Source organism: Histophilus somni, assembly GCF_014202395.1.
Classification (GTDB): domain Bacteria; phylum Pseudomonadota; class Gammaproteobacteria; order Enterobacterales; family Pasteurellaceae; genus Histophilus; species Histophilus somni.
Genome location: NZ_JACHGQ010000002.1, coordinates 183,942 through 209,578, shown reverse-complemented (window position 1 = coordinate 209,578; position 25,637 = coordinate 183,942). Strand labels below are relative to the sequence as shown.

General features: G+C 36.5%; 23 protein-coding genes, 2 tRNA genes and 1 rRNA gene. 18 read left to right on the top strand and 8 right to left on the bottom strand.

Annotation, left to right across the window (positions count from 1 at the left end; translation table 11 throughout):
• Positions 1-163: 163 nt before the first annotated feature.
• A 5S ribosomal RNA gene (rrf, locus tag HNR69_RS02275) occupies positions 164-279 on the top strand.
• Between the two features lie 278 nt (positions 280-557).
• Here the strand turns inward: rrf and dsdC are convergent.
• Positions 558-1,496, bottom strand: a complete 939-nt coding sequence (dsdC, locus tag HNR69_RS02270) for a DNA-binding transcriptional regulator DsdC (protein ID WP_075293594.1) — start codon at positions 1,494-1,496, stop codon at positions 558-560.
• A gap of 189 nt (positions 1,497-1,685) precedes the next feature.
• On the opposite strand from dsdC, the gene dsdX reads away from it, so the two are divergent.
• From dsdX to HNR69_RS02245, 5 genes are all read left to right on the top strand, one after another.
• Positions 1,686-3,023, top strand: coding sequence for a D-serine transporter DsdX (gene dsdX / locus HNR69_RS02265; protein ID WP_075293593.1), 1,338 nt, complete (start codon positions 1,686-1,688; stop codon positions 3,021-3,023).
• 10 nt (positions 3,024-3,033) lie between these two features.
• Positions 3,034-4,350, top strand: coding sequence for a D-serine ammonia-lyase (gene dsdA, locus HNR69_RS02260; protein ID WP_075293592.1), 1,317 nt, complete (start codon positions 3,034-3,036; stop codon positions 4,348-4,350).
• A 230-nt stretch (positions 4,351-4,580) separates the two neighbouring features.
• Positions 4,581-4,656, top strand: a tRNA-Phe gene (locus HNR69_RS02255).
• A gap of 6 nt (positions 4,657-4,662) precedes the next feature.
• A tRNA-Asn gene (locus tag HNR69_RS02250) sits at positions 4,663-4,738 on the top strand.
• 454 nt (positions 4,739-5,192) lie between these two features.
• Positions 5,193-6,590: a nicotinate phosphoribosyltransferase gene (locus tag HNR69_RS02245; RefSeq protein ID WP_075293591.1), complete on the top strand. Its 1,398-nt coding sequence runs from the start codon at positions 5,193-5,195 to the stop codon at positions 6,588-6,590.
• Between the two features lie 76 nt (positions 6,591-6,666).
• On the opposite strand, the gene gpt is transcribed toward HNR69_RS02245, so the two are convergent.
• Positions 6,667-7,131 (bottom strand): xanthine phosphoribosyltransferase, encoded by a 465-nt coding sequence (gene gpt / locus HNR69_RS02240; RefSeq protein ID WP_011608161.1) that lies wholly within the window; start codon positions 7,129-7,131, stop codon positions 6,667-6,669.
• A gap of 124 nt (positions 7,132-7,255) precedes the next feature.
• On the opposite strand from gpt, the gene HNR69_RS02235 reads away from it, so the two are divergent.
• Positions 7,256-8,716, top strand: coding sequence for an aminoacyl-histidine dipeptidase (locus HNR69_RS02235; protein WP_075293590.1), 1,461 nt, complete (start codon positions 7,256-7,258; stop codon positions 8,714-8,716).
• 147 nt (positions 8,717-8,863) lie between these two features.
• Here the strand turns inward: HNR69_RS02235 and mutS are convergent, their stop codons facing one another.
• From mutS to HNR69_RS02215, 4 genes are all read right to left on the bottom strand, one after another.
• A complete protein-coding gene (gene mutS, locus HNR69_RS02230) occupies positions 8,864-11,434 on the bottom strand; it encodes a DNA mismatch repair protein MutS (RefSeq protein ID WP_041605184.1) in 2,571 nt (856 codons plus the stop codon).
• Between the two features lie 141 nt (positions 11,435-11,575).
• Entirely contained in the window at positions 11,576-12,391 is an 816-nt protein-coding gene (gene aroE / locus HNR69_RS02225) for a shikimate dehydrogenase (RefSeq protein WP_075293589.1), read from the bottom strand.
• 3 nt (positions 12,392-12,394) lie between these two features.
• Positions 12,395-12,946, bottom strand: coding sequence for an L-threonylcarbamoyladenylate synthase type 1 TsaC (gene tsaC, locus HNR69_RS02220; protein ID WP_041603876.1), 552 nt, complete (start codon positions 12,944-12,946; stop codon positions 12,395-12,397).
• Positions 12,943-13,491: a DNA topoisomerase family protein gene (locus HNR69_RS02215; protein WP_075293588.1), complete on the bottom strand. Its 549-nt coding sequence runs from the start codon at positions 13,489-13,491 to the stop codon at positions 12,943-12,945. The genes tsaC and HNR69_RS02215 overlap by 4 nt, the downstream gene beginning before the upstream one ends.
• A 133-nt stretch (positions 13,492-13,624) precedes the next feature.
• Between HNR69_RS02215 and HNR69_RS02210 the strand changes: the two genes are divergently transcribed.
• Positions 13,625-14,188 carry a YqgE/AlgH family protein gene (locus HNR69_RS02210; RefSeq protein ID WP_012340984.1) on the top strand — a complete coding sequence of 188 codons (564 nt, stop codon included), beginning with the start codon at positions 13,625-13,627 and terminating at the stop codon, positions 14,186-14,188.
• On the top strand, positions 14,188-14,613 hold the full coding sequence (ruvX, locus tag HNR69_RS02205) for a Holliday junction resolvase RuvX (RefSeq protein ID WP_075293587.1): 426 nt from the start codon (positions 14,188-14,190) through the stop codon (positions 14,611-14,613). Before HNR69_RS02210 ends, ruvX begins: the two co-directional genes overlap by 1 nt.
• Here ruvX and HNR69_RS02200 read toward each other — a convergent pair whose 3' ends face one another.
• Positions 14,614-15,372, bottom strand: a complete 759-nt coding sequence (locus HNR69_RS02200) for a DeoR/GlpR family DNA-binding transcription regulator (RefSeq protein ID WP_012340985.1) — start codon at positions 15,370-15,372, stop codon at positions 14,614-14,616. It abuts the gene before it with no gap.
• Between the two features lie 170 nt (positions 15,373-15,542).
• Between HNR69_RS02200 and ltnD the strand changes: the two genes are divergently transcribed.
• From ltnD to HNR69_RS02155, 9 genes are all read left to right on the top strand, one after another.
• Positions 15,543-16,451, top strand: coding sequence for an L-threonate dehydrogenase (gene ltnD / locus HNR69_RS02195; protein WP_012340986.1), 909 nt, complete (start codon positions 15,543-15,545; stop codon positions 16,449-16,451).
• A 1-nt stretch (position 16,452) separates the two neighbouring features.
• Positions 16,453-17,694, top strand: coding sequence for a 3-oxo-tetronate kinase (gene otnK / locus HNR69_RS02190; RefSeq protein WP_075293586.1), 1,242 nt, complete (start codon positions 16,453-16,455; stop codon positions 17,692-17,694).
• Positions 17,691-18,323: a 3-oxo-tetronate 4-phosphate decarboxylase gene (gene otnC, locus HNR69_RS02185; protein WP_012340988.1), complete on the top strand. Its 633-nt coding sequence runs from the start codon at positions 17,691-17,693 to the stop codon at positions 18,321-18,323. Before otnK ends, otnC begins: the two co-directional genes overlap by 4 nt.
• Before the next feature lie 2 nt (positions 18,324-18,325).
• Positions 18,326-19,102: a 2-oxo-tetronate isomerase gene (otnI, locus tag HNR69_RS02180; RefSeq protein ID WP_075293585.1), complete on the top strand. Its 777-nt coding sequence runs from the start codon at positions 18,326-18,328 to the stop codon at positions 19,100-19,102.
• 126 nt (positions 19,103-19,228) lie between these two features.
• Positions 19,229-20,176, top strand: a complete 948-nt coding sequence (gene denD, locus HNR69_RS02175) for a D-erythronate dehydrogenase (protein WP_087437227.1) — start codon at positions 19,229-19,231, stop codon at positions 20,174-20,176.
• Positions 20,177-20,191: 15 nt separating this feature from the next.
• A complete protein-coding gene (locus tag HNR69_RS02170) occupies positions 20,192-21,664 on the top strand; it encodes a GntT/GntP/DsdX family permease (RefSeq protein ID WP_075293583.1) in 1,473 nt (490 codons plus the stop codon).
• Positions 21,665-21,729: 65 nt separating this feature from the next.
• Entirely contained in the window at positions 21,730-21,897 is a 168-nt protein-coding gene (locus tag HNR69_RS02165; protein WP_157665516.1) for a hypothetical protein, read from the top strand.
• 375 nt (positions 21,898-22,272) lie between these two features.
• The gene (locus HNR69_RS02160; protein ID WP_075293582.1) at positions 22,273-23,316 is read left to right on the top strand and encodes a HesA/MoeB/ThiF family protein; all 1,044 of its coding nucleotides are present in this window, start codon (positions 22,273-22,275) and stop codon (positions 23,314-23,316) included.
• Positions 23,303-24,478, top strand: a complete 1,176-nt coding sequence (locus HNR69_RS02155; RefSeq protein WP_012340995.1) for an MFS transporter — start codon at positions 23,303-23,305, stop codon at positions 24,476-24,478. Before HNR69_RS02160 ends, HNR69_RS02155 begins: the two co-directional genes overlap by 14 nt.
• Positions 24,479-24,775: 297 nt before the next feature.
• Here HNR69_RS02155 and HNR69_RS02150 read toward each other — a convergent pair whose 3' ends face one another.
• Complete coding sequence (locus HNR69_RS02150; RefSeq protein ID WP_012340996.1) at positions 24,776-25,525, bottom strand: FCD domain-containing protein; 750 nt, start codon at positions 25,523-25,525, stop codon at positions 24,776-24,778.
• Between the last annotated feature and the right edge of the window lie 112 nt (positions 25,526-25,637).

Genomic DNA, 25,637 nt, shown 5'->3' with positions numbered 1-25,637 from the left:
TGGGGTGTGTAAGTGTAGTGATATATTGAGCTAACCCATACTAATTTCCCGAGGGGCTTAACCATACAATCTTGAGTGTTTTGCATAGAGGAAGACTTGAAGTAGAGGCTTGTTTTTTTATTGAAGAAGAGATAGAGACGGGATATAAGAGAGAGGAATTTAACTTGGCGGCGATAGTGCGGTGGGACCACCTGACACCATGCCGAACTCAGAAGTGAAACGCTGTAACGCCGATGGTAGTGTGGGGATTCCCCATGTGAGAGTAGGGCACCGCCAAGTTTTTTATGATATGACCCTGAGTGGAGACACTCAGGGTTTTTTGTTATTTGGGATAAGGCGGGGAAGAGAGAAGAGGGAAGAGGAAACTGGGAGAAAAAAAGTAATAAGGTGATAACAAGGTAGTTATAAAAAGTAGGGTAATGAAGCAGCGTGAAGAGGTGCGGTAGGAAAATTGTTTTTTTACCGCTCTTTTTTTATGGACAGATATAATTGCTAATCTACTTCAGACCATTGTAAATTTGCCTTATTGTCTTATTACCTTGTAGGTAAAAGTGCGATTAAAAAGTCATATGTTTCTTTAGCCAATGAATTACTGTATGAATGTTTTGATTGTGTTTGTAAGGTGTTACAATATAATAACGCTGATTACACGGTTTTTCTAAGCCTTTGAAAGGGGTTATTAATTGGTCATTAACTAAATAAGGTGTGATTAACTGTTTTCGCCCCATTGCGATGCCAATATGGTTAATTGCAGCTGTTAATGCTAAATTCGAACAGTCGAATACCATGGACTGTACTTGGTTTAAATTAAGACTGTAATTGAAATATGTTAACCAACTCTCCCATTCTTCAAAATCGGAATTGTAATGCCACGCTTGTCCGTCATGAAGCAATAGACAGTGTTCTAAAGATTTCGGATTCCCATAAAGTTTATGTTTCTCGGCATATTCAGGGCTGCAAACAGGAATAACGCTTTCTGGCATGAGTTCATAGTGATGTAAATTTTCACTATATAAATCATCATAATAGATAGCTAAATCTACTTTATACCTATTGAAATCAATAACTTCATTGCCAGTCAAAATATTCAGTGTAATAAACGGATATTTTTGATTAAATCCTGCTATAGCAGGAATAAGCCAACTTTGAGCTAAGGAAGGGCGAGCATAAATTGTCAATGTGCCACTGATTTCTTGATTACGTATTTCAAAAATTTCTTTATTTAATAACTTAAGCGAATGTTGCAAGGTGTGAAATAGCTGAATTCCTTCTTCAGTAAGCATAATTCTACGGTGAGATCGTTTAAAAAGCTGAAATCCTAAGTCGGACTCCAATTTTGTAATTTGATGACTCACTGCACTTGCGGTAATACATAATTCTTCTGCTGCCATAGAAAAAGAAAGGTATCTTGCACACACTTCAAAGGTATGTAATTTAGCCAACTGATGACGATCAATTGATGTATTTTTCCGTAATTTTTGTTCTATATTGTACATATTTTATACCTAAAATTAGATTTTTGTTTAATTTAATTCAAATTATAGTCGTTTTTTGCGACAAAAATCACATTTATGCTTAACTTTATTTCATCTTATGGTGAATATTTATCGTTTGTCAATGCAAAGGTAATCCGTTTAAATCAATATGTTTCTTCATTTATTTGTTACAAAAATAAGGATACCGTTATGAATACTCAACTTTACCTTATCGCAGTTTTAATATCAGGTTTGGCACTTATTATTTTTTCTATTTTGAAGTTAAAGCTTCATCCTTTTTTAGCATTGTTACTGTCAGGTTTTTATGTTGGAATTTTGATGGGAATGAAACCATTAGAAATGCTGGATGCTATAGAAAACGGTATAGGCGGAACATTGGGGTTCCTTGCTGCTGTTATAGGACTGGGAACAATTTTAGGAAAAATGATTGAGGTATCTGGCGGAGCTGAACGGATTGGATTGACACTTCAAAAAATTAGATGGCTTTCACTTGATGTGATAATGGTTTTGATCGGATTGATTTGTGGTATTACACTTTTTGTTGAAGTCGGCGTGGTTTTATTGATTCCTTTAGCTTTTTCGATTGCCAAACGTACTAAAGTATCATTATTAACTTTAGCTATTCCGTTGTGTACCGCACTTATGGCTGTTCATTGTATTGTTCCCCCTCATCCTGCTGCTCTTTATGTAACCAATGCGTTAGGTGCAGATATGGGAAAAGTCATTATTTATGGATTACTTATTGGGTTATTTACATCACTATTCGCTGGTCCCGTGTTTTTACGTATGATGAAACGTCAAATTCCGTTTAAGAAAGTCCCAGAGGAATTTTCCTCTTTAACGGTACGTCAAGAACATGAACTTCCGTCTTTATTTGCTACATTATTTACAATTTTGTTACCGATAGTATTAATGCTGTTTAAAACGCTTGCTGAATTGACCATAGAAAAAAAGACTGTTTTTTATACCGCACTTGAAGTGATTGGCAATCCTATTACTGCTATGCTTATTGGGGCATTTGTTGCGTATTATTTGCTTGGTATAAAACATCACCAAAGTATGGAATCCTTATTAAAAAATACTGAAAATGGATTTATGGCTATTGGTAATATTTTACTGATTATAGGTGCCGGAGGGGCATTTAACAGTATTTTAAAGGCGAGCGGATTAAGTGATGGATTGGCTGAGATTTTAGCAAATTTTAATACACATCCTATTCTATTGGCATGGCTTGTTGCTATTGTTTTACATGCCGCAGTGGGTTCTGCAACGGTAGCAATGATGGGAGCAACGGCAATCGTGTCGCCATTACTTGTCACTTACCCTGATATTAGCCCCGAAATTATTGTCCTTGCTATTGGTTCTGGTGCGATAGGATGCACTATTGTAACGGATTCTCTCTTCTGGTTGGTCAAGCAATATTGCGGTGCAACCTTGAATGACATTTTTAAATATTATACCGGTGCAACTTTCATCGCTTCCGTATTAGCACTCGGGTTTACATTTTTATTATCAACAGTGATTTAGAGGTATCATTATGAAAATTCAACATTTAATGCAAGATCCTTTCATTCAAAAATTAATGCGTTTTGAAGAAGTGATGTGGTTTAATCCTAAAAGTGCGGGGGTAAAAACAGGATTGTCTTACGTTGGGTTGGATGTATCCGATACTCAACAGGCGGCGGAACGTTTGCAGCGTTTTGCTCCTTATTTTTGTCGTGCTTTTCCTGAAACTCAAAAAACGAAAGGTATTTTAGAATCTGAACTGGTATCTATTGATAAGATGAAATCGGCATTAATCGATCATTATCATATGCCAATACAAGGACGTTTATTGCTCAAAAAAGACAGTCATTTACCAATTTCAGGGTCAATTAAAGCAAGAGGCGGAATATACGAAGTGTTGGCTTACGCAGAAAAATTGGCATTAGAACACCATTTAATTACCGAAAATGATGATTATAGTCAATTGTGTGATGAAAAGATCAAAGATTTTTTCAGCCGTTATAGTATTGCAGTAGGATCAACGGGGAATTTGGGGCTTTCCATCGGTATTATGGGGGCTGTTCTCGGCTTCAAAGTTAGTGTGCATATGTCAGCCGATGCAAGAGAATGGAAAAAGCAAAAGTTGCGTTCATACGGTGTGAATGTTGTGGAATATACACAAGATTACGGTGTAGCGGTCGCTCAAGGACGGAAGGCTGCTCTTTCTGATCCGAACTGTTTTTTTATTGATGATGAGAATTCGACAACACTTTTTTTAGGTTATTCCGTTGCAGGTCAACGACTAAAACAACAATTTTTGGAACAAGGTATAAAAGTAGATGAAAATCATCCGCTCTTTGTTTATCTTCCTTGTGGTGTTGGCGGTGGACCTGGCGGTGTTGCATTCGGATTGAAATTGGCATTTGGCGATTATGTACACTGCATTTTTGCTGAACCGACTCATTCACCTTGTATGCTTCTCGGTGTTTATACAGGGTTACATGATAAAATTGCTGTACAAGACTTGGGTATTGATAATATCACAGCTGCTGATGGTTTAGCAGTAGGGCGTGCATCAGGATTTGTTGGTCGGGCAATGGAACATTTGTTAGACGGTTTTTATACTATTGAAGATCAAAAGTTATATGATTTACTGGGGCTATTGCATAAGACAGAAAATATTCAACTTGAGCCTTCTGCTTTGGCAGGAATGATAGGTCCGTTGCATATCAATCACCCCGATTATTTAAGAAGATATCACATCACACAAGAACAATTGGAAAATGCAACACACATAGTGTGGGCGACTGGTGGTGGAATGGTGCCTGATGTTGAGATGCAAAAATATTTGTCACTCGGGCGATTTTAAAATATTCTCCCCAAGTTGGTTTTGGGGAGAAGAAAGAGTGCAAGTGCGGTAGATTTTTAGAGAGTACTGGAAATAAATAGTCACTATTTTGTTTATTTTTAAGTGCATTCTGATTTATTTGCAAACATATTGCCTGTTAAACAAGCAAACAATTAAGATTTTGTAATTTTTTAAAAATTATTGTTGACTTAAATAAGAAAAAAACGTTTAATACGCACCACTGACTTGTTGCCTCGATAGCTCAGTCGGTAGAGCAGGGGATTGAAAATCCCCGTGTCGGTGGTTCGATTCCGCCTCGAGGCACCATTCTACTCCTCCTTAGTTCAGTCGGTAGAACGGTGGACTGTTAATCCATATGTCGCTGGTTCAAGTCCAGCAGGAGGAGCCAACTCTATGTTAGTTATGTTATAGAACGATGCCTTATTGATTATTGTTTTGTTAAGAGGGTGTCAAGTAGAAAGTCAAGAATTTATCTCAAAAATAGATTTTCCCAATTTAAATTTAATTCATTTTAATAGTATCAATCATTCATATTAAACTTAATGTCTTCAGGACATGGTAGTTCCGCCTTTCAGTGTTCCCTATGCTAATATCTGCATCAACAAGCACAAGTTATATTGCTTGTAATATAGAAATAGTGCATTTGCAGTGCTTGCAGAACCAATGTTGGTGAGGTGTGAAAAAATGGGTAATGATGAAGGTATATTTTTTTCAAAGAAAATTAAAAAAATTAAACGTTAAATAATGCTTAATAATAAAACAAAAGTGCTTTTCTTTTGTTAATTTGGTAAAGTATATACATCAAAATTCAAATTAATTAGTTAAAAATTAAGAAAAATGATATGTATACATCAAATTTCACTAATTTAATCTTAAATGTAGACAGCTATAAAGCCTCGCATTGGTTGCAATATCCCAAAGGAACAGAATATATTTCCTATTATATTGAAGCTCGTCGAGAAAGTTTTGATGTAGTGATGTTCGGTTTACAGGCCTTTATCAAAGAATATTTGCTTAAACCTATTTGCCAACAAGATGTTGATGAAGCAGAAATTGTATTAAAAGCACACGGATTGCCTTTTTATAGAGATGGTTGGCAACATCTAATACATAAACATCAAGGTTATTTACCCTTAAAAATTGAAGCTGTACCAGAAGGAACGGTCTTACCTGTTGGTAACGTGGTTTGTCAAATAACCAATACAGATCCTGATTTTTTTTGGTTAGTCGGCTATTTAGAAACCGCACTTTTAAGGGCAATTTGGTATCCTTCCACTGTTGCAAGTCTTTCCTATTTTTGTAAAAAGCAAATTAGACAAGCTTTAATAAAGTCTGCAAATGATCTATCCGGTTTAGACTTTCAATTACATGATTTTGGTGCACGAGGTGCATCAAGCCTCGAAACTGTTGCGTTGGGGGGATTAGCTCATTTAGTTAATTTCAAAGGAACAGACAGTGTTTCTGCTTTAATTGCTGCAAAACGCTGGTATAACATTAATGAAATGCCTGCATTTTCTATTCCTGCTGCCGAACATAGCACGATCACTTCGTGGGGTAAAGATCGGGAAATAAATGCTTACCAAAATATGATTGAATGCTTTGGTGGAGAGGGAAAACTTTATTCCGTAGTATCGGATAGTTATGATCTTTGGCATGCCCTGGAACATATTTGGGGCGAGGAACTGAAAGATTTAGTGATTGAAAAAGGTGGAAGATTGATTATTCGACCTGACAGTGGCAATCCTATAGAGATTATTTGCAAAACCCTAGAAATTTTAGCAAATAAATTTGGTTATATTCTTAATCAAAAAGGCTACAAAGTTTTACCTGATTGTCTTCGCATTATCCAAGGAGACGGCATCAATGCTCAAAGTCTACCAAAAATTCTTGATGCTGTTATGCAAAAAGGATTTAGTGCCGAGAATGTTAATTTCGGCATGGGGGGAGGACTGCTGCAACAAGTCAATCGTGATACCATGAGTTGGGCAATGAAAGCTAGTGCCATTTGTATTAATGGACAGTGGCAAGAGATTTATAAGGATCCCATTACCAGTCAAAGTAAGCGTTCTAAAAAAGGTGTTTTGGCTTTAGTCAAACAGGGAAGTGATTGGTTAACAATTAAACAATCTGAGTTAAATGGACAAACTAATCAGTTACAAACCGTTTTTTTCAATGGAAAACTTTTTATCGAAGAAAACTTAACGGAAATCCGCTTGCGGACCACGTCCTTTTTAGTATGACCATATTTTATACAGTGAGAAAAAGATGATATTTGAAAAAGTATCATCTTTTATTTTTCGCTTAACAATGTACTTACTATTTTCTAGCTAGTGGCGGTACAAATGTAATTCCCATATCCCAAGGCTGTTCAATCCACGTATTTTGTGGAATGTCAATAACATAATCATCAACTAAATTAGCCCCCGCTGGTTTGGCAAAAACAGTAACAAAACGCGCATTTGGGTAGAGTTCACGAATTGCTCGAGCAGTATTTCCCGTATCAACTAAATCATCAACTACAATAAAACCTTCGCCACCATTTTTTACCTGTGCTGCATGCAAAACATTTAAATTGCCTTGCTGATTATGGTCATAACTTGAAATACAAACAGTTTCAATATGACGAATACCAAGTTCACGAGCAATAACTGCAGCTGGAAATAATCCACCACGACTAACGGCAATAATACCTTTCCATTGTGTTGCCGGAAGCAAACGTTCTGATAATTTACGTGTATGCATTTGGAACATGTCCCAAGTTACAACATATTTTTCGCTCATAATTCACCCTAAAGTCAGTTGATAGCGGAGTTCCGCCTGAGAAATAAAATGGCGTTAGAATAACCTGAAATCTATTTTTATGCTATTATTTTCCTTATTTTTCGCTAATAAAGGATAAAAAAATATGTCAGATCTTCAATCTCTGCAACCTAAACTACTTTGGCAATGGTTTGATCAAATTTGTGCTATTCCACATCCTTCTTACAAAGAAGAGCAGTTAGCACAATTCATTATTAATTGGGCAAAAACAAAAGGTTTTTTTGCGGAACGTGATGAAGTCGGTAATGTATTAATTCGTAAACCGGCAACAGTAGGAATGGAAAATCGTAAACCTGTAGTACTACAAGCACACTTAGATATGGTTCCACAAGCTAATGAAGGGACAAATCATAATTTTGATCAGGATCCTATTTTGCCATATATCGATGGTGATTGGGTTAAGGCTAAAGGCACAACGTTAGGTGCTGATAACGGTATCGGTATGGCATCTGCACTTGCTGTCTTAGAAAGTAATGATATTGCACATCCGGAGTTGGAAGTATTGTTAACCATGACTGAAGAAAGGGGGATGGAGGGGGCGATTGGGCTACGTCCAAATTGGCTTCGTTCTGAGATCTTAATTAATACCGATACTGAAGAAAATGGAGAAATTTATATAGGTTGTGCCGGCGGTGAAAATGCAGATCTTGAATTACCTATTGAGTATCAAGTCAATAATTTCGAACATTGTTATCAAGTTGTGTTAAAAGGGTTACGAGGCGGGCATTCTGGTGTGGATATTCATACCGGACGAGCTAATGCAATCAAAGTGTTGCTTCGTTTTTTAGCAGAACTTCAACAAAACCAACCGCACTTTGACTTCACTTTAGCAAATATCCGTGGCGGTTCTATTCGCAATGCTATTCCAAGAGAAAGTGTTGCCACTTTGGTCTTTAATGGTGATATTACCGTATTACAAAGTGCGGTACAAAAATTTGCAGATGTAATCAAAGCCGAATTGGCACTAACTGAGCCAAACTTGATATTTACACTTGAAAAAGTTGAAAAACCTCAACAAGTATTTTCCAGTCAATGCACGAAAAATATTATCCATTGTTTGAATGTTTTGCCAAATGGCGTAGTACGTAACAGTGATGTCATTGAAAATGTGGTAGAAACATCATTAAGCATTGGCGTGTTAAAAACTGAAGATAATTTTGTTAGAAGTACCATGTTAGTGCGGTCATTAATTGAAAGCGGCAAATCCTATGTTGCTTCTTTATTAAAATCTTTAGCCTCATTAGCACAAGGTAATATCAATTTATCAGGCGATTATCCGGGTTGGGAACCACAAAGTCATAGTGATATTTTGGACTTAACTAAGACAATTTATGCACAAGTTTTAGGTACAGATCCTGAAATCAAGGTAATTCATGCGGGACTTGAGTGTGGGTTATTGAAAAAAATCTATCCAACGATCGATATGGTATCTATCGGACCAACAATTAGAAATGCACATTCTCCGGATGAAAAAGTACATATTCCGGCTGTGGAAATTTATTGGAAAGTATTAACCGGTATACTTGCTCATATTCCATCACGTTAAAAATTGGTATACAAGACAAGTATAAAGAGCGGTGTAAATTTGCAAAGAATTGAGCAAGCCCATTAGATAACTTTCTCATTCTTAAAACTAAAAATCCTTGTAGAAAATTGTTTTTTACAAGGATTTTTGTATCGAACAACAATCTGTTTAATTCAACATTTTCTTTAACTGATATAAACACTCAAGTGCTTGCTTCGGACTTAACTCATTAGGATCAAGCGTTTTTAGCGTTTCAATCACCGCACTTGTATTCTCCTCCTCTTCCATTAAAGTTAATTCCCCTTGAACTTGTGTCAAAACGGACTGTGATTGGTAACTGTTTTGCTGAGAAAGTGTTTCAAGCTGTTTTAATTTCTGTTTTGCCGATTTAATTACATTTTGTGGGACACCGGCTAAAGCAGCAACAGCCAAACCATAGCTTTTACTTGCCGCACCTTCCTGTACCGAGTGCATAAAGGCAATACTGTCGTTATGCTCAAAAGCATCAAGATGAACATTATGGATACCTTCGATTTTTTCCGGTAATCCCGTCAGCTCAAAATAATGCGTGGCAAATAACGTTAAACTGCGGATTTTTTGAGCCAATTGTTCAGCACAAGCCCAAGCAAGAGAAAGTCCATCATAGGTTGAAGTTCCTCGCCCAATTTCATCAATAAGCACTAAACTTTGCTCTGTGGCTTGGTGCAAAATATTTGCCATTTCAGTCATTTCGACCATAAACGTTGAACGTCCGGAGGCAAGATCGTCAGAGGCACCAATACGTGTAAAAATTCGATCAATAGGTCCGATTACCGCACTTTCTGCAGGTACAAAACTACCAATATATGCCATTAAAGTAATCAATGCTGTTTGTCGCATATAAGTACTTTTACCCCCCATATTCGGTCCTGTAATAATCAACAAATGACGCTTTTGATTAAGTTCTACAGGGTTAGCAATAAAAGGTTCTTTTAACACTTGCTCCACAACCGGATGACGCCCTTGCATTATTTGCAAACCGACTTGTGTACTAAATTGCGGTTGAACATAATTTAAGGTTTCTGCCCGTTCCGCTAAATTGGTTAAAACATCAAGTTCTGCCAAAGTTAAACTGGCTAGTTGTAAATCACCTAAGTGCGGTAATAATTGATCGAAAATTTCATCATAAAGTTGTTTTTCTAACGCAAGTGACGCTCCTTTTGCTTTTAGAACTTTTTCTTCATAAGTTTTTAGCTCAGGAATAATATAACGTTCTACATTTTTCAATGTTTGGCGACGTACATAATGAAGCGGTGCTTTATGTGCTTGCCCTTGACTGATTTGAATATAATAACCATGCACCGCATTAAAACCGATTTTTAATGTATCAATACCAGTATTTGCACGCTCACGTTGCTCCAAATCCTTTAAGTAGCGTGTTGCTCCTTCAGACAAACTCCGCCATTCATCAAGCTCCTCGTTGTAACCTTCAGCAATGACACCTCCATCACGAATAAGTAAGGGGGGATTATCAATAATTGCTCGCTGCAAAAGTGCTAATTGCACAGAAAAATCAGCAATTTGTTGTGAAAATGCAACAAAGTGCGGTATTTTTGTTAATTGGTGTTGAATAAAAGGTATTTGTTCCAACGCTGTTCGTAGCCGAGTTAAATCTCGAGGTCGAGCGGAACGCAGGGCAACCCGAGCAAGAATACGCTCCATATCGCCAACTTGACGTAAAAGAGGTTGTAATTCTTCAACTAAATTTTGCTGCAACAGCATTTGAATATGTTGTTGACGATACTGCAATTTTTCAATATTGCGAATAGGCTGGTGAATCCAACGTTTAAGTAAGCGACTTCCCATCGGGGTAACACATTTATCTAAAATTGCAGCAAGTGTATTTTCAGTTCCGCCAGCAAGATTTTGGGTTAGTTCTAAATTTCTACGTGTTGACGCATCAATTTGTACAGTATCGCTATTTTGTAACAAGCTAATACTTTGAATATGAGGAAGTGCGGTACGTTGCGTTTCTTTTGCATATTGCAACAAACAACCCGCAGCACATAATCCTAAAACCGCTTTTTCTACACCAAAACCACGCAAATCTTTTGTACCGAATTGGCGATTAAGTAATTGAATTGCCGTACTTAATTCAAACTCCCAAAGAGGACGACGACGTAATCCTTTGAATTGTTCAATTAAATGTTTATCCTCTAACGCTTCCGAATATAGTAATTCAACCGGTTGAATACGTTGTAACTCCGCTTGTAAACTGGCGGCATCTTGTAGTTCGCTAATTTGAAAACACCCTGAAGTCATATCTAAAACAGCTAAGCCAAATTGTGTTTTTTCTTGATAAATCGTAGCGATAAGATTGTCTTGCTTTTCCGGTAACAATGCTTCATCACTCACTGTTCCCGGTGTAACAATACGTACAACTTGGCGTTCAACCGGACCTTTAGCTATAACAGGCTCACCAACTTGCTCACAAATTGCTACACTTTCCCCAAGTTGTACCAATTTTGCTAGATATCCTTCTATTGCATGATAAGGTACGCCAGCCATTGGAACCGGTTGTCCAGCTGATTGCCCTCTTTTAGTTAGGGAAATATCTAATAATTCAGCAGCTTTTTTTGCATCATCATAAAAAAGCTCATAAAAATCACCCATGCGATAAAACAACAAAACATCCGGATTTTCCGCTTTTATTTTTAAATATTGTTTCATCATTGGCGTGTGATTTTCGAATGTGTGCATGGCTTTCATTGTGTTAATAAGTAAAAAGAATGAGTGGAATTATAACAAAAGTGCGGTCTGTTTTGCTGGTGTTTTTTGTATCTGCTTTCAAGTCAAAAGAATAAAAATATGTCTAAATGATCAAGCGGTTGCTCCTGCCTTTTATATTTTTATCTCGTTTCCACTAAATAAAGGGTCAATTTCCGGCATTACGCCACGCCATAAATAAAATGCGTGAGCAGCTTGCCCAACCAGCATACCGAAGCCATCGCTAATTTTGGTTACCCCCTGTTTTTTACACAATGCAATAAAAGGCGTGTCGCTTTCTTTGCTGTATTGCATATCATAAACGGCAGAGGCAAGTTGTAAAATCTGAGGATTAATATCAATAGTTTTACCTTGTAATCCTGTTGATGTAGCATTGATGATTAAATCAAATGTTTGTATCGGAATATGTTTCAGATCCAACGCCTCAATAGTGCCAAATTGATTGAATTTATGTGCTAAGTCTTCAGCTCTACTAAAAGTGCGGTTGGTAATTAAGATATTTTGTTGAGCTTGTAATAAAGGCAATAAAACTCCTTTTGTTGCACCGCCTGCACCTAAAATCAATATTCTTTGGTTTGGTTTGAGCCAATTTAAACGTTGTAAATCGCTCACTAAACCGGCACCATCCGTATTATCAGCAAATAATGTTCCATCAGCTAATTTTTTTAAGGTGTTACAAGACTCCGCACTTAAACAACGCTTGCTATGTTGTTGTGCCAATTTAAATGCTCGCTCTTTGAAAGGAGCGGTAATATTGCAGCCTTTAGCACCTTGTGCAAAAAAATCGCTCAACTGTTGTTCAAATTTTTCTTCATCACCCAATATCGCTACATAATCTAAGTTTTGTCGAGTCTGCTTCGCAAAATATCGATGAAGTTGAGGAGATCTACTTTGAGCAATGGGATTCCCCCAAACTGCGTATTTATCCATTTTTTATCCTTGTCTAACTAATTGATTAGTAAATAAATCACGAATTTCAGATGGTTTTGCGGCTGAGCCAACCGACATATCCAATACAGGAAAATCCGCCCCGAATTGTAATCTGACTTCATCGCTGGTTTTGCAAGGTGCAATCCCACTTAAATTGGCACTGGTAGAAGTTAAAGCAAAACCTGTTTGTTCGCAAAGTATTTTGATGGCGGGATGTTGGCTTACTCGAATAGCTATACTATTAAAATTGCCACATAAGAATTTAGCAATATCTTTTTTTGCCGGCACAATCCATGTAATGGGGCGAGGATAAGTTTGTTGTAGTTTTTGCCAATGTTGAGAATTGATCTGTTCCTTATCAATAAAAGAAAAAAAATAATCTAATTTGGGTGCAACTAAAATTAAACCTTTTTCTCTTGGGCGTTGCTTTAAAATTAATAATTTTTCTACCGCACTTTGACTAAAAGGGTTACAACCTAAACCGAAAACAGCCTCTGTCGGATAGGCGACGACTTCATTTTGTTTCAATTTTTCAATAATTTGTGTGATATTCATATTGTTGTTTTGAAAATATGTTGACAATTTTTATTGATACACAACCAAGTGCGGTGATTTTCGTCTTCTTTTTTCAAGATTGCACCTTGCATTTGGCAATGGGGGCAAGGGATTAAATGAGGTTTTTGTGCTAAGGTAAATTTGCATTTCGGGTACTGATTACAAGCATAAAAATTTTTTCCTTGCCGTCCATGTCGAGCAACAATTTCACCATGTTGACATTCCGGACAAACAATCTGTTGTTCTGTCGTTTCTTGTTCTTCATGCACGACAAAACGACATTCCGGATAACCGCTACAACCGATAAACATGCCGTAACTACCCTGTTTTAGTTGTAAAAAACGACCGCACTTCGGACAATTTTGAGCAAGATTTTTAAGTATTTTACTTTCATTATTAGGGTGTAAAGGCTTGATATAATCGCAAGATGGATAGTTAGAACAACCCAAAAACAACCCTTTTTTTCCTTGTTTCATCTGCAAAACAGCTTCACATTGAGGACAATGTTCTTGATGTTTGGTATGTTGGAAAAGGCTTTTTGACATATTCTTTTTTCAATCCTCGTGAGAAAAAACAACAATAAACGATCCTATCAATAATATCAACTTACAATCCTAATTTGAAAGCCATTCTAGCACAGTGTAGAATGTGCAACATTGTATTTAGGATAAGAGTTTTATGAATTTACAAGATCATTTTTTGATTGCCATGCCTCATTTAGAGGACGAGAATTTTCAGCGTTCCGTTGTGTATATTTGTGAAAATAATGAACAAGGCTCAATGGGATTAGTGTTAACTCAAGCAACAGATTTAAGCATTGCTGAATTATGTGCAAAAATGAATTTTATGATGGCGGATGAGCGTGAATATTCCGATAAATTAGTTTTATTAGGTGGGCCTGTAAATTTAGAGCATGGTTTTATTTTGCATAAGAAAACAGCCCAAGAATTTCAGCATAGCTATAAAGTTACAGATCAAATTTATCTTACAACTTCGGCGGATATAATTAATACTTTTGGTACCGCACAATCACCGGAAAAATATTTGGTTACTCTGGGGTGTGCAAGATGGGAGCCGAATCAACTGGAAAATGAAATAGCCAATAATGATTGGTTGGTTGTGCCTGCTGATGAAAATATTTTATTTGATGTGAACAGTTCGGAACGTTGGTTTGCCGCTAATCAATTATTAGGTATTGAGCATGTAAATTTTTCGTATCAACAACAAATGGAACATAGTTAATGTCAATTACAGTTTTAGCCTTTGATTTTGGCACAAAAAGTATCGGTTGTGCTGTAGGGCAAAGTATAACAGGTACGGCACAAGCACTCCCGGCATTTAAAGCACAAGACGGTATACCTGACTGGTTAAAAATTGAAAAATGTTTGAAAGACTGGCAACCTAATATTGTTGTTGTCGGGTTACCTTTAAATATGGATGGTAGCGAGCAAGATCTCACTCATCTAGCGAGAAAATTTGCTAATCGTTTGAACGGTCGATTTGGTGTGAAAGTTAAATTACAAGATGAACGCCTAACAACCAAACAAGCCCGTGATGAAATATTCCAACGAGGCGGTTACCGAGCCTTAAAGAAAGAAAAAGTAGATAGTATTTCTGCCTGTTTGATTTTAGAAAGTTGGTTTGAAAATGGTGCTTGTGGGGAATAATTACACTAAAATTAACTCAATTTCCATTTCTTTTATCGATTCTTGGGCATTTAGTAACAGCTTGTCATCGCAAATAATGCTATTGAATACATTTAATTCACAAATAGAAAATGTAGCTGTTTTTCCATATTTAGAAGAATCAGATACCAAAATTTTGTTGTAACTGGATTGCAATATTGCTTTTTTAACAGGCAGTTTTTTCTCATCCGGTGTAGTTAAGCCTCTTAAATTCCAAGATGATGTGGAAATAAATGCCAGATCAATTGAAAGCTGTTTCAATAACTGTGTAGCCAATTCACCAACAGAGGAGAAATTAGATTTATTAATTGATCCTCCTGTATGAATTAATTCACATTGTCCATGTTTCATCAAGAAATTAGCTATCACAAAATCATTTGTAATCACCAACAGATCTTCTCGTTGAGCAATATTATGTGCGATTTCTAATGTTGTTGTTCCGGCATCTAAGTAGATAGTTGTATTTACCGGTATTAGCTCAGCCGCTCGACTACCAATTTTTTCTTTTTGTAGCGTGGAAAGCAAAGATTTGTCATTGTGTGTCGGTTCAATAAATAAATGTTCTAATAATTTCACACCGCCGGAAACTGAAACAACAATACCTTCTTGCTCTAATTTTTGAATATCTCGACGAACAGTCATGTGAGATACACCTAATAATTTTACTAATTCATTGATACTAATAATCTCTTGCTTACTAATCAGCTTAAGAAGTTTTTTTTGTCTTTCTGCCGGTATCATTTTTTACTCCTGATTTTTTACATAATTATATCACTTTTTCCATTTAGGCTAATATCTATAAAATTAACATTATTTAACAAATAATGTTAAATAGTGTGATCATGATCTCATTTTTTTTGTAAAAAAAAGTGCAAAATACACCATCAAATAACTTTAAAGGAGTGATCAGTATGAACCAAAAACTATTTTCTGTCGCTGTTATTGGTTTAGGTGCAATGGGGATGGGAGCTGCAAAATCATGCATTCAAGCAGGATTAGATACCTATGGCGTTGATTTAAATTTACAAGCCTTAGAGATTTTAAAAACAGCTGGAGCAAAACAAGTGAGTACAAGTGCGATAGGTTTTGCAAAAGATTTAGATGCTGTTTTGCTATTAGTCGTCAATGCAAATCAAGTAAATAATATTTTATTTGGGGAACAAGGATTGGCACAGCATTTAAAACCTAAAACTGCGGTAATGATTTCATCCACTATTTCTGCACAAGATGCCAAAGAAATTTCACAAAAATTAACAAAACTTGATTTGATAATGTTAGATGCACCTGTATCAGGTGGAGCTGCAAAAGCCGCTCAAGGTGAAATGACGGTAATGGCATCCGGATCTACAGAAGCTTTTGAGAAATTAAAACCGGTTTTAGACGCAGTTTCAGGCAAAGTGTATAACATCGGAGAAGAGATTGGTTTGGGTGCAACCGTAAAAATTATTCATCAATTACTGGCGGGAGTGCATATTGCTGCAGGGGCGGAAGCGATGGCATTAGCCGCAAAAGCAGGTATTCCACTTGATTTGATGTACGATGTAGTAACTAATGCAGCGGGCAATTCATGGATGTTTGAAAACCGAATGAAACATGTGGTAGATGGCGACTATACGCCTCTCTCCATGGTCGATATTTTTGTAAAAGATCTCGGTTTAGTGAATGACACGGCAAAATCTTTACATTTTCCACTTCATTTAGCTAGCACGGCTTATTCAATGTTTACTGAGGCTAGTAATGCAGGCTACGGTAAAGAAGACGATAGTGCGGTAATCAAAATTTTCAGTGGTCTTGATCTACCGAAAAAAGGAGGACACTAATATGTTAGGTGTCATAGCAGATGATTTTACCGGTGCAAGCGATATTGCGAGTTTTTTAGTCGAAAATGGCTTAAAAACAGTGCAGATGAACGGTATACCAAAAATCGCACTTAACAGCAAAGTTGATGCAATTGTAATTAGCTTGAAATCACGTTCCAATCCTGTTGAGGAAGCTATCCAACAATCGTTACAAGCCTTAGATTGGCTAAAACAAAATGGCTGTACCCAATTCTATTTCAAATATTGCTCAACTTTCGATAGTACTGAAAAAGGCAATATCGGACCGGTAACGGATGCGTTAATGGCTGCATTAGAAACTGATTTTACTGTCATTACCCCCGCACTTCCTGTTAATGGGAGAACTATCTTTAATGGTTATTTGTTTGTAGGTGATGTATTGCTGAATGAATCCGGTATGCGTAATCATCCGATTACACCGATGAAAGAGGCTAATTTAGTTCGCTTAATGGACGCACAGTCTCAAGGTAAAACTGGGTTATTGACTTATGCAGATGTTATTCAAGGTGCAGAGCGTGTGAAAGCACGTTTTACAGAATTAAAACAACAGGGCTATAAATATGCAGTAGTGGATGCGGTAGATAATTCACAGCTTGCGGTACTTGCTGAAGCCGTGGCGGATTTTAAATTGGTTACCGGCGGCTCAGGTTTGGGGGCTTACATAGCAGCGTATCGCTCAGGCGGTCAGAAAGGAACGAATGCTTTTGTACCGAATAAAGGCAAAACGGTTGTACTTTCAGGATCTTGTTCTGTGATGACAAACAGCCAAGTCAATGCGTATAAAGCCCAAGCACCAAGTTATTTCTTGCAAGCCGAGCAAGCCATTAACAATCCAAATTATGTGGAAGAACTTTATGCGTGGGTTGTTGAAAATCTAAATGGCAACTTTGCACCGATGGTTTATGCCACTGTACCGCCTGAAAAATTGAAAGAAATCCAACACCAGTTTGGTGGGGATAAAGCAAGCCATGCGATTGAAACTACATTTGCAAAACTTGCAAAAAAATTGAAAGTTGCAGGGGTAACTAACTTCATCACTGCAGGCGGTGAAACATCGAGCATTGTAGTCCAGCAGCTTGCTTTCTCTGGGTTTCACATCGGCAAGCAAATTGCACCCGGTGTGCCATGGCTACAAGCAGTCGAAGAGCCGATTTTTCTTGCCTTAAAATCTGGTAACTTCGGTAAAGAGAATTTCTTTAGTTTTGCACAAGGAATGTGTGTATGACAGAACTTGAACAAAAACAACAAATGGTTGCTTTAGCTCGTTCATTATTTGAGCGGGGATATACAGTAGGTGGTGCAGGCAATCTATCCGTGCGTTTAGATAAAAACCGTATTTTAGTTACGCCAACAGGTTCTTCACTCGGACGTTTAGAAGCAGATCGACTTTCTGTGTTAGATATGCAAGGAAATGTGCTTTCTGGTGATAAACCGTCCAAAGAATCTGTTTTCCACTTAGCGATGTATCAGAAAAATCCGAGTTGCCAAGCGATTGTACATCTACATTCTACTTATTTAACCGCACTTTCTTGTTTGGAAGATTTAGATACGGAAAATGCAATACGAGCCTTCACCCCTTACTACGTGATGCGTATCGGCAAATTACCTGTAATTCCTTACTATCGCCCGGGCAACTTCAATATTGCCAAAGAATTAGGCGAGAGAGCTTTAGATGGCAAGGCTTTTCTGCTTGCGAATCACGGAGTGGTAGTTACAGGAGAAAGCCTAATAGATGCCGTAGATAATACTGAAGAATTGGAAGAAACCGCCAAACTCTATTTTATTTTACAAGGTCAAAAAGTGCGGTATTTAACCGATGATGAAGTCAATGACCTGAAACACAGAGGAAAATAAACATGCCCAAATTTGCTGCAAATTTAACCATGATGTTTAACGAAGTCCCTTTTTTAGACCGTTTTGAAGCAGCTGCTACAGCCGGTTTTAAATATGTGGAATACCTTTGGCCCTATGATTATCCAGCAGATATGCTAAAGGAAAAATTAGATAAGTATGGTTTACAACAAGTTCTATTTAATACTTCAGCAGGCAATGTAGACGCCGGCGAATGGGGTGTCTCTGCGATTCCGGGGCGAGAAGCGGATAGCCACCGTCATATTGATCTTGCATTAGAGTATGCTCTTGCCTTAGGTTGTCCACACGTTCATGTGATGGCGGCAGTTGTACCGCAAGGCGAAGATCGAGAAGCCTATAAACAGACTTTCATCAAAAATGTGCAATATGCGGCAGATAAATTTAAACCGCACGGTATTAAAGTCTTGTTAGAAGCACTTAGCCCGGAAGTCAAACCTAACTACCTGCTGAAAAGTCAATTCGACACGCTAGAAATTGTTGAATCCGTCAACCGAGATAACGTCTTTGTACAGTTGGATTATTTCCACGCACAAAATGTAGATGGCAACTTGTCTCGCTTAACCGACAAACTCAACGGCAAATTTGCTCATATCCAAATTGCCTCCGTGCCGAATCGCCATGAGCCTGATGAAGGTGAAATAAATTACCAATATCTCTTTGATAAATTGGATCAAATTGGCTATCAAGGTTTTATTGGCTGTGAATATAAACCACGCTCTGACACCTTAGCAGGTTTAGATTGGTTTAAACCTTACAAATAACTCATAAAGCTTTCCGTAAAAAGCCCTATTTTTCATGGGTAGGGCTTTTTACACTCTGCAAACCCAAAATTGCATTAAAAACAAGCAGTTTTTGTTTAAAGTGCAACCTATTTTAAGGAGGATACAATGAAAATTGTTATTACAGGAGGACAAGGTTTTTTAGGACAGCGTCTTGCAAAGACTTTGTTATCCAATTCAACTTTATCAATCAATGAATTAGTGTTGATTGATGTCATTAAACCCATTGCACCAAACAATGATCCACGTGTGCGTTGTTTGGAAATGGATTTGAGAAATCCTGAAGGTTTAGATGAAATTATTACCGAAAAAACAACCGCTCTTTTTCACTTGGCTGCAATTGTGAGTAGTCATGCAGAGCAAGATCCAGACTTAGGCTATGAAATCAATTTCTTAGCAACTCGCAATTTATTAGAAGTTTGTCGAAAAAATAATCCTAAAGTGCGGTTTATTTTTTCAAGTTCTTTAGCGGTGTATGGTGGTAATTTACCTGAAATTATTCAAGATCACACCGCAGTTACACCACAATCTACTTATGGTTCTCAAAAAGCAATGTGTGAGTTATTGATCAATGATTATTCACGCAAAGGCTTTGTTGACGGCATTGTAGTTCGATTACCAACCATTTGTATTCGTCCAGGAAAACCGAATAAAGCAGCCTCTTCTTTTGTAAGTAGCATTATTCGTGAGCCTTTACAGGGTGAAGAAGCCATTTGTCCGGTTTCGTCAGATTTACGCCTATGGCTTTCCAGTCCAAATACCGTAATTAATAATTTTATTCATGCGTTCACTTTGCCATCGCTACCACAGCGTAGTTGGCACATTATTAACTTACCGGGCTTTACGGTTAGCGTAAAACAAATGCTATCTGATTTAGCTTCAATAAAAGGTGAAAACATCTTAGAAAAAGTGCGATTTGAATTTGATGAAAATATCAACAACATCGTCGCAAGTTGGCCGGCAGAGATTGATAATAAAACTGCTCTTAAACATGGCTTTAACGTGGATGTTGATTTCAAGGAAGTTATTCAGCAATTTATTAAAAACGATATGTAACTTAGGAGCAACAGTATGTTTGACTTACCAATTCCAATCATTGGACTATTGATTGCGGTATTTGTCTTAGTCTATTTAGTGTTAAAAACACGTGTTCATGCATTTATTGCTATGCTGATTGCTTCTGCGATTGCCGGCCTTGTTGGTGGGATGTCCGTCAATGAAACTCTCGGTGCCATTAGTAAGGGGTTTGGTGGAACCTTAGGCGGTATTGGTATTGTTATCGGTTTAGGGGTTATGATGGGAAGCGTGCTTGAGGTTTCAGGGGCGGCAGAAAAAATGGCTTACAGCTTCATCAAACTGCTCGGCAAGAAAAAAGAAGAGTGGGCTTTGGCAATTACTGGTTATATTGTAAGCATTCCCATTTTCGTTGACTCAGCTTTCGTTATTCTTTATCCAGTGGCGAAAGCATTGGCAAAAAACGGAAAACGTTCTCTTTTAACCTTAGGCGTTGCACTTGCTGGTGGCTTAGTGGTAACTCACCATACTGTTCCACCAACACCCGGTCCTTTAGGTGTGGCAGGATTATTTGCTGTTGATATTGGTGCTATGTTGTTAGTGGGGATGGCTCTCGCTATATTGCCGGTTATTGGTATTGTTCTTTACGCAAAATGGCTAGATAAAAAATATCCGGAATTTAACCAACAAGTTTTCACTCAAGAAGAATTGAAACAAAAATACGATGACTATATTGAAAGTCGTGAGAAAAAGAATTTACCAAGCTTAGGGTTATCCTTACTGCCAATTGTTTTGCCAATCGTTCTGATCTTTATCAAAGCAATGTTTGATTTAACTGCAAAAGGTCATGCGGAACTGGCTCAAATGGGAGTTTATCAATTCTTTGCTTTTGTTGGTCATCCAATGATTGCATTAGCAATCAGCGTATTAGTTGCTGTTTATACCTTATTACCAAAAGCAGACCGTGATTCGACCGCACTTCATCTCGAAGAAGGAGTCAAAACTGCGGGAATTATTTTATTGGTAACCGGAGCCGGTGGTGCATTAGGTGCTGTGCTACGTGACAGCGGTGCAGGTAAACAACTAGCGGAACAAATTGCTTCATTGCCAATTTCACCAATTCTTATTCCGTTTATTGTTTCAACCCTTGTTCGCTTTATTCAAGGTTCCGGTACAGTTGCAATGGTAACGGCAGCCTCAATATCCGCCCCTATTTTGGCTCAAATTCCAGGTGTGAATATGTTGTTAGCAGCACAAGCAGCCACAATGGGTTCATTATTCTTCGGTTACTTTAACGATAGCTTATTCTGGGTTGTGAACCGTATGATGGGCATCAATGATGTGAAGAAACAAATGATAGTTTGGTCTGTGCCAACCACGATTGCGTGGGGGATTGGGGGTATCAGTGTGATTCTCTGTAACCTTGTCTGGGGTAACGATGGCTCATTATTTGATCTTTTGTTCCCTATTGCTGTAATGGCAATTATTGCATTCTACATCAAGTTCCAAAATAGAACTTTGAATAAATAATCAACGCGCAAATAGACTATGAATGTTATTCGTAGTCTATTTTTTAATCTAAATGAGGAGTGAATATGAAAAAATATTTTATTTTGGCTAGTGGTTTGCTGTTGTCCACTTTGGCCTGTGCAATACCTGATGAAATTAAACCTAATTCCAATGTGAATATAACTTTGCTCGCAGAAGTAACCGCACAAGGGTGGAGTAAGGATTGCCTATCATCATTTCCATTACTCTATTAAATTCTTCATAGAATCTATGATTTAGAGTGATAATCTGCTGAGCGTAAAGGCTTAGTGTTTCTTGTGCACTGTCTAAATGATTCATTTTCTTCCCTCACAAGCGATTAAAGCTCACTAATTTTTTGAAATTTACGCAATGATAATAACCCCATATTTGAGCACCAAATAAAAAATCACTCAAATATAATTGACAACCATTATTATTTTATTTTAATGTGAATATGCTGTAGATCGTTATAGCAAAATTATCAATTAACAAAAAACAATAGGAGGCAACTATGCGTGGACGTCGACTAAACTAATTCTATAAAAAATTATAGAGGTGATCTAATTAGATCGCTTCTATTTATCCTCTATATAAATAAGGAAGCATCTATGAAATATATCACTTCTAAACATGTATTTTTTGACTATCTAAATGAAAATGAATTTGTTATTGGGATAGGTAGTAACCAAGAAATTACAAACAACAAAGATTATTTTAATAATTGTCTAAATTTATGTTATTTTTGTATAAATCCTAAGAGCATTTCTGAAATATTATCTTTTATAAAAGATAATAATATAGACATTCTATATTTCGATAAAATGAAGAAAATGAAGTTTATTACAAAAGAAATAATAGACTTCAATGATAGATACAGTAGAAATCATTTATACTATAATGCATTAGGATATAAAATATATGATATACAAAATAAAATATCTAAATCTCATATTCTTATTGTTGGTGCAGGAGGCATAGGAAATATTTGCTCCTATTTATTAGGAACAATAGGAATTAAGAAGTTAAGTATCATTGATGATGATATAGTTGAGGAATCTAATCTAAACAGACAGTTCTTATTTCGAGAGAAAGACATAAACAAAAATAAAGTAGAAACAATAAAAAGAGAGTTATTATCTATTCGGAAAGATATTATTATTGATATTTTCCCAGAGAAATTAAATAAATCTATTTTAGATAAAATATCACAAATAGATTTAGTTATTTGTTCAGCAGATGATGAGTATTGTATAGATATGATTAATGAATTTTGCTGTTTTAATAAAATTCCTCTAATTAACGTAGGTTACCTCAATGATATTTCTGTTATCGGACCATTCTACATTCCAAAGTTAGAATATAGCTGTTGTTTATGTTGTGATAAGTCTATATATTTAGAAAATGATGTTATAGATGAAAAAGTGAAGAAAATTAAATCAGTTACGAAAGCACCATCTACTATCATTAATAATTTCTTTGCTGGTGCTATGCTTGGTTCAGAACTTATTAAATTCTTTGCACGCGATTACAAATCAATGCAAAGTATTAATTCTGTAATAGGAATTCACAATAAGAATTTTAAGTATGAAGAAATTAAGTTAGCCAAAAATTATAATTGCAAATATTGTGGAGTAAATAATGAGACACTATGAAAAAATCATCACTAGCTGTGTATCTACCTCTGCAACCCGTATGCTGATTGGGGCGGTCTCCACAGTTTATATGCTTGTATCAGGCATTAATTTATATGAAGTTGGGTTAATTAAAAGCACTCAGGCTATTTTGATTTTTGTGCTGGGATTTGCAGTCGGCATTCTGTCAGACCGAATAGAACGAAAATGGCTACATATTACCGCCTTAATTTTTTCGACTTTTTGGCTCTATTTTTTCTACCTTGCGGGTTTATACAAGAGCTTTAACCTCTTTTTATTAGCAGAAATCCTCAATGCGATTTCTCTCTGTATTTATCAAAACAATACCAATGCTTATTTAGTAGATCAGTTTTATCACGAGCAACCGAAAGGTGAACTCAGTCTTGCCTTAGGAAAATTAGGAAAATGGGAGTTTTCCTTGATGGCATTTTCTGCTTTATTAGGAGGGGGCTTATACTCTACGCTATCAGAGAACCTCTTTTTATTAACAACGATTATTATGTCGATCGTTACAGTCGCTTCCTTTATTTTGCTTCCCAAGGTGAGCAGGAGAGCTACACATAAGACTCTACCATTTATTCAAAAGCAGGACTTTTTAATTCTTATACGTAAATTCAGTCGCTACAAACAAGCTATTTTCTTATTTGTGGTGCTAAGCCTCTATTTTCAAATTATCATTCAATATTGGCAAGCAGTTGTTTACGCCATAAACAAATCAGAGCAGAATGGACTTATTCTAGGAGGGATGCTATTTTTGATGTTTATGGTACAATCTTGGGCAGGAAAAGCAATTGAGGTAAAATATCCATTCAGTCGCTTAACCCTTGCCTTAAGCTTTCTCAGTAGTATGGTGTTATCCTTTTTTGCAGAACGGTGGCAATCGGTCTTCTTTTACACAATCGCCATTTGCTTAGCATTATTTGTGGTACGATATACAGTGATTCAAACCGACACAGAGCTACATAGACATTTACTCTCTCGCTTTAGAGCAAAATACGATATGCTACTCAACTCATTAGTGAGAATTTTAACCGCTGTAGTCTTACTGATCATTGGTTATATAAGCAATCTTTATGGTATACAAGCCATTCAAATCATTGGATTAATAATTGCTATCATATTTACCCTTTTTGCATTAATAACTTCACAAAATGTAAAATAGAAAAAACTTAACCCATTGTTTAAGATGAGAAAATGGATGTTTTTATAGTCTATTTTTTAATCTAAATGAGGAGTGAATATGAAAAAATATTCTAGCACCAGTATTGCATTATTACAACAATAAGTATATTCAAGTGAAAGTGTGTCCTATGAAATACAGAACGCAGTTCTTGAATTAAATTAGGTTAACTTAAAAACGGTATAAACCTATGTAATCAGTTATCATATTAAAGATATTAGCTCGTTGGGTTTATTCCAAACCAATGAGCTTTTTCACAGTAAATTTCTTTATGTAGTTTTAGATTCCTACTATAACGGGGTTTACATTGAATAGATATCCATCAAAATTAGTGTCCTCTACATCGGATAATTCAAGCAATTTAGTTTTAACATTTTCTAGATGTTGCCACATTGCTTTACGTGCCAAAGCAGGATTTTTGCGCTGAATCGCATTTAAAATCGTTTCATGATCTTTAATCCATAAGTGATGGAGATCATTATGTATGATACGCGAATGAAGCTGTGTCCACATAGCATTATTAAAACGATATTTCCAAAGTTGCTCTTGAGTTTGAATAAGGACATCGTTTCCAGTAATTTCGGCAAGAGCAAGATGGAATTCTTTGTCAGCACTGCAGTCATCAATATTTTGAGCAAATAATTCCTTTTCTTTATCAAGAATTTGCCTAAGTCGTAAAATATCTTGTTTGGTAACCTGTTGTGCAGCAAATTCAGCAATACTGCTTTCTAACAATTGTCGTGCTTGAAGTAGTTCAAATGGGCCTACATCTCTTAGCTTATTATCTGCTTCTTCTTGAAGAAGATCTGGGATTTTTATGACGTATATTCCGGATCCTTTTCTTACTTCAATAATCTTTTCCACTTCCAACATTACTATCGCTTCCCTTACGATAGTTCTACTTACTTCAAATCTTTCAGAAATATTTCTCTCGGTAGGTAGCTTATCGCCTATTTTGTATTTTCCTTGAGAAATTTCCTCTTTAAGTATTTTTCCTATTTTTGTGTAAGTTCTAGAATTATTTTGCATAAATCCTCGCAATATTGGCACGCCAAAATAAATTTATGTGATCAGTATCACAATTATAGAAAATTGGAATACCAAAAAATATACTTTGATGTTACTGTCTGTTCATAAAATA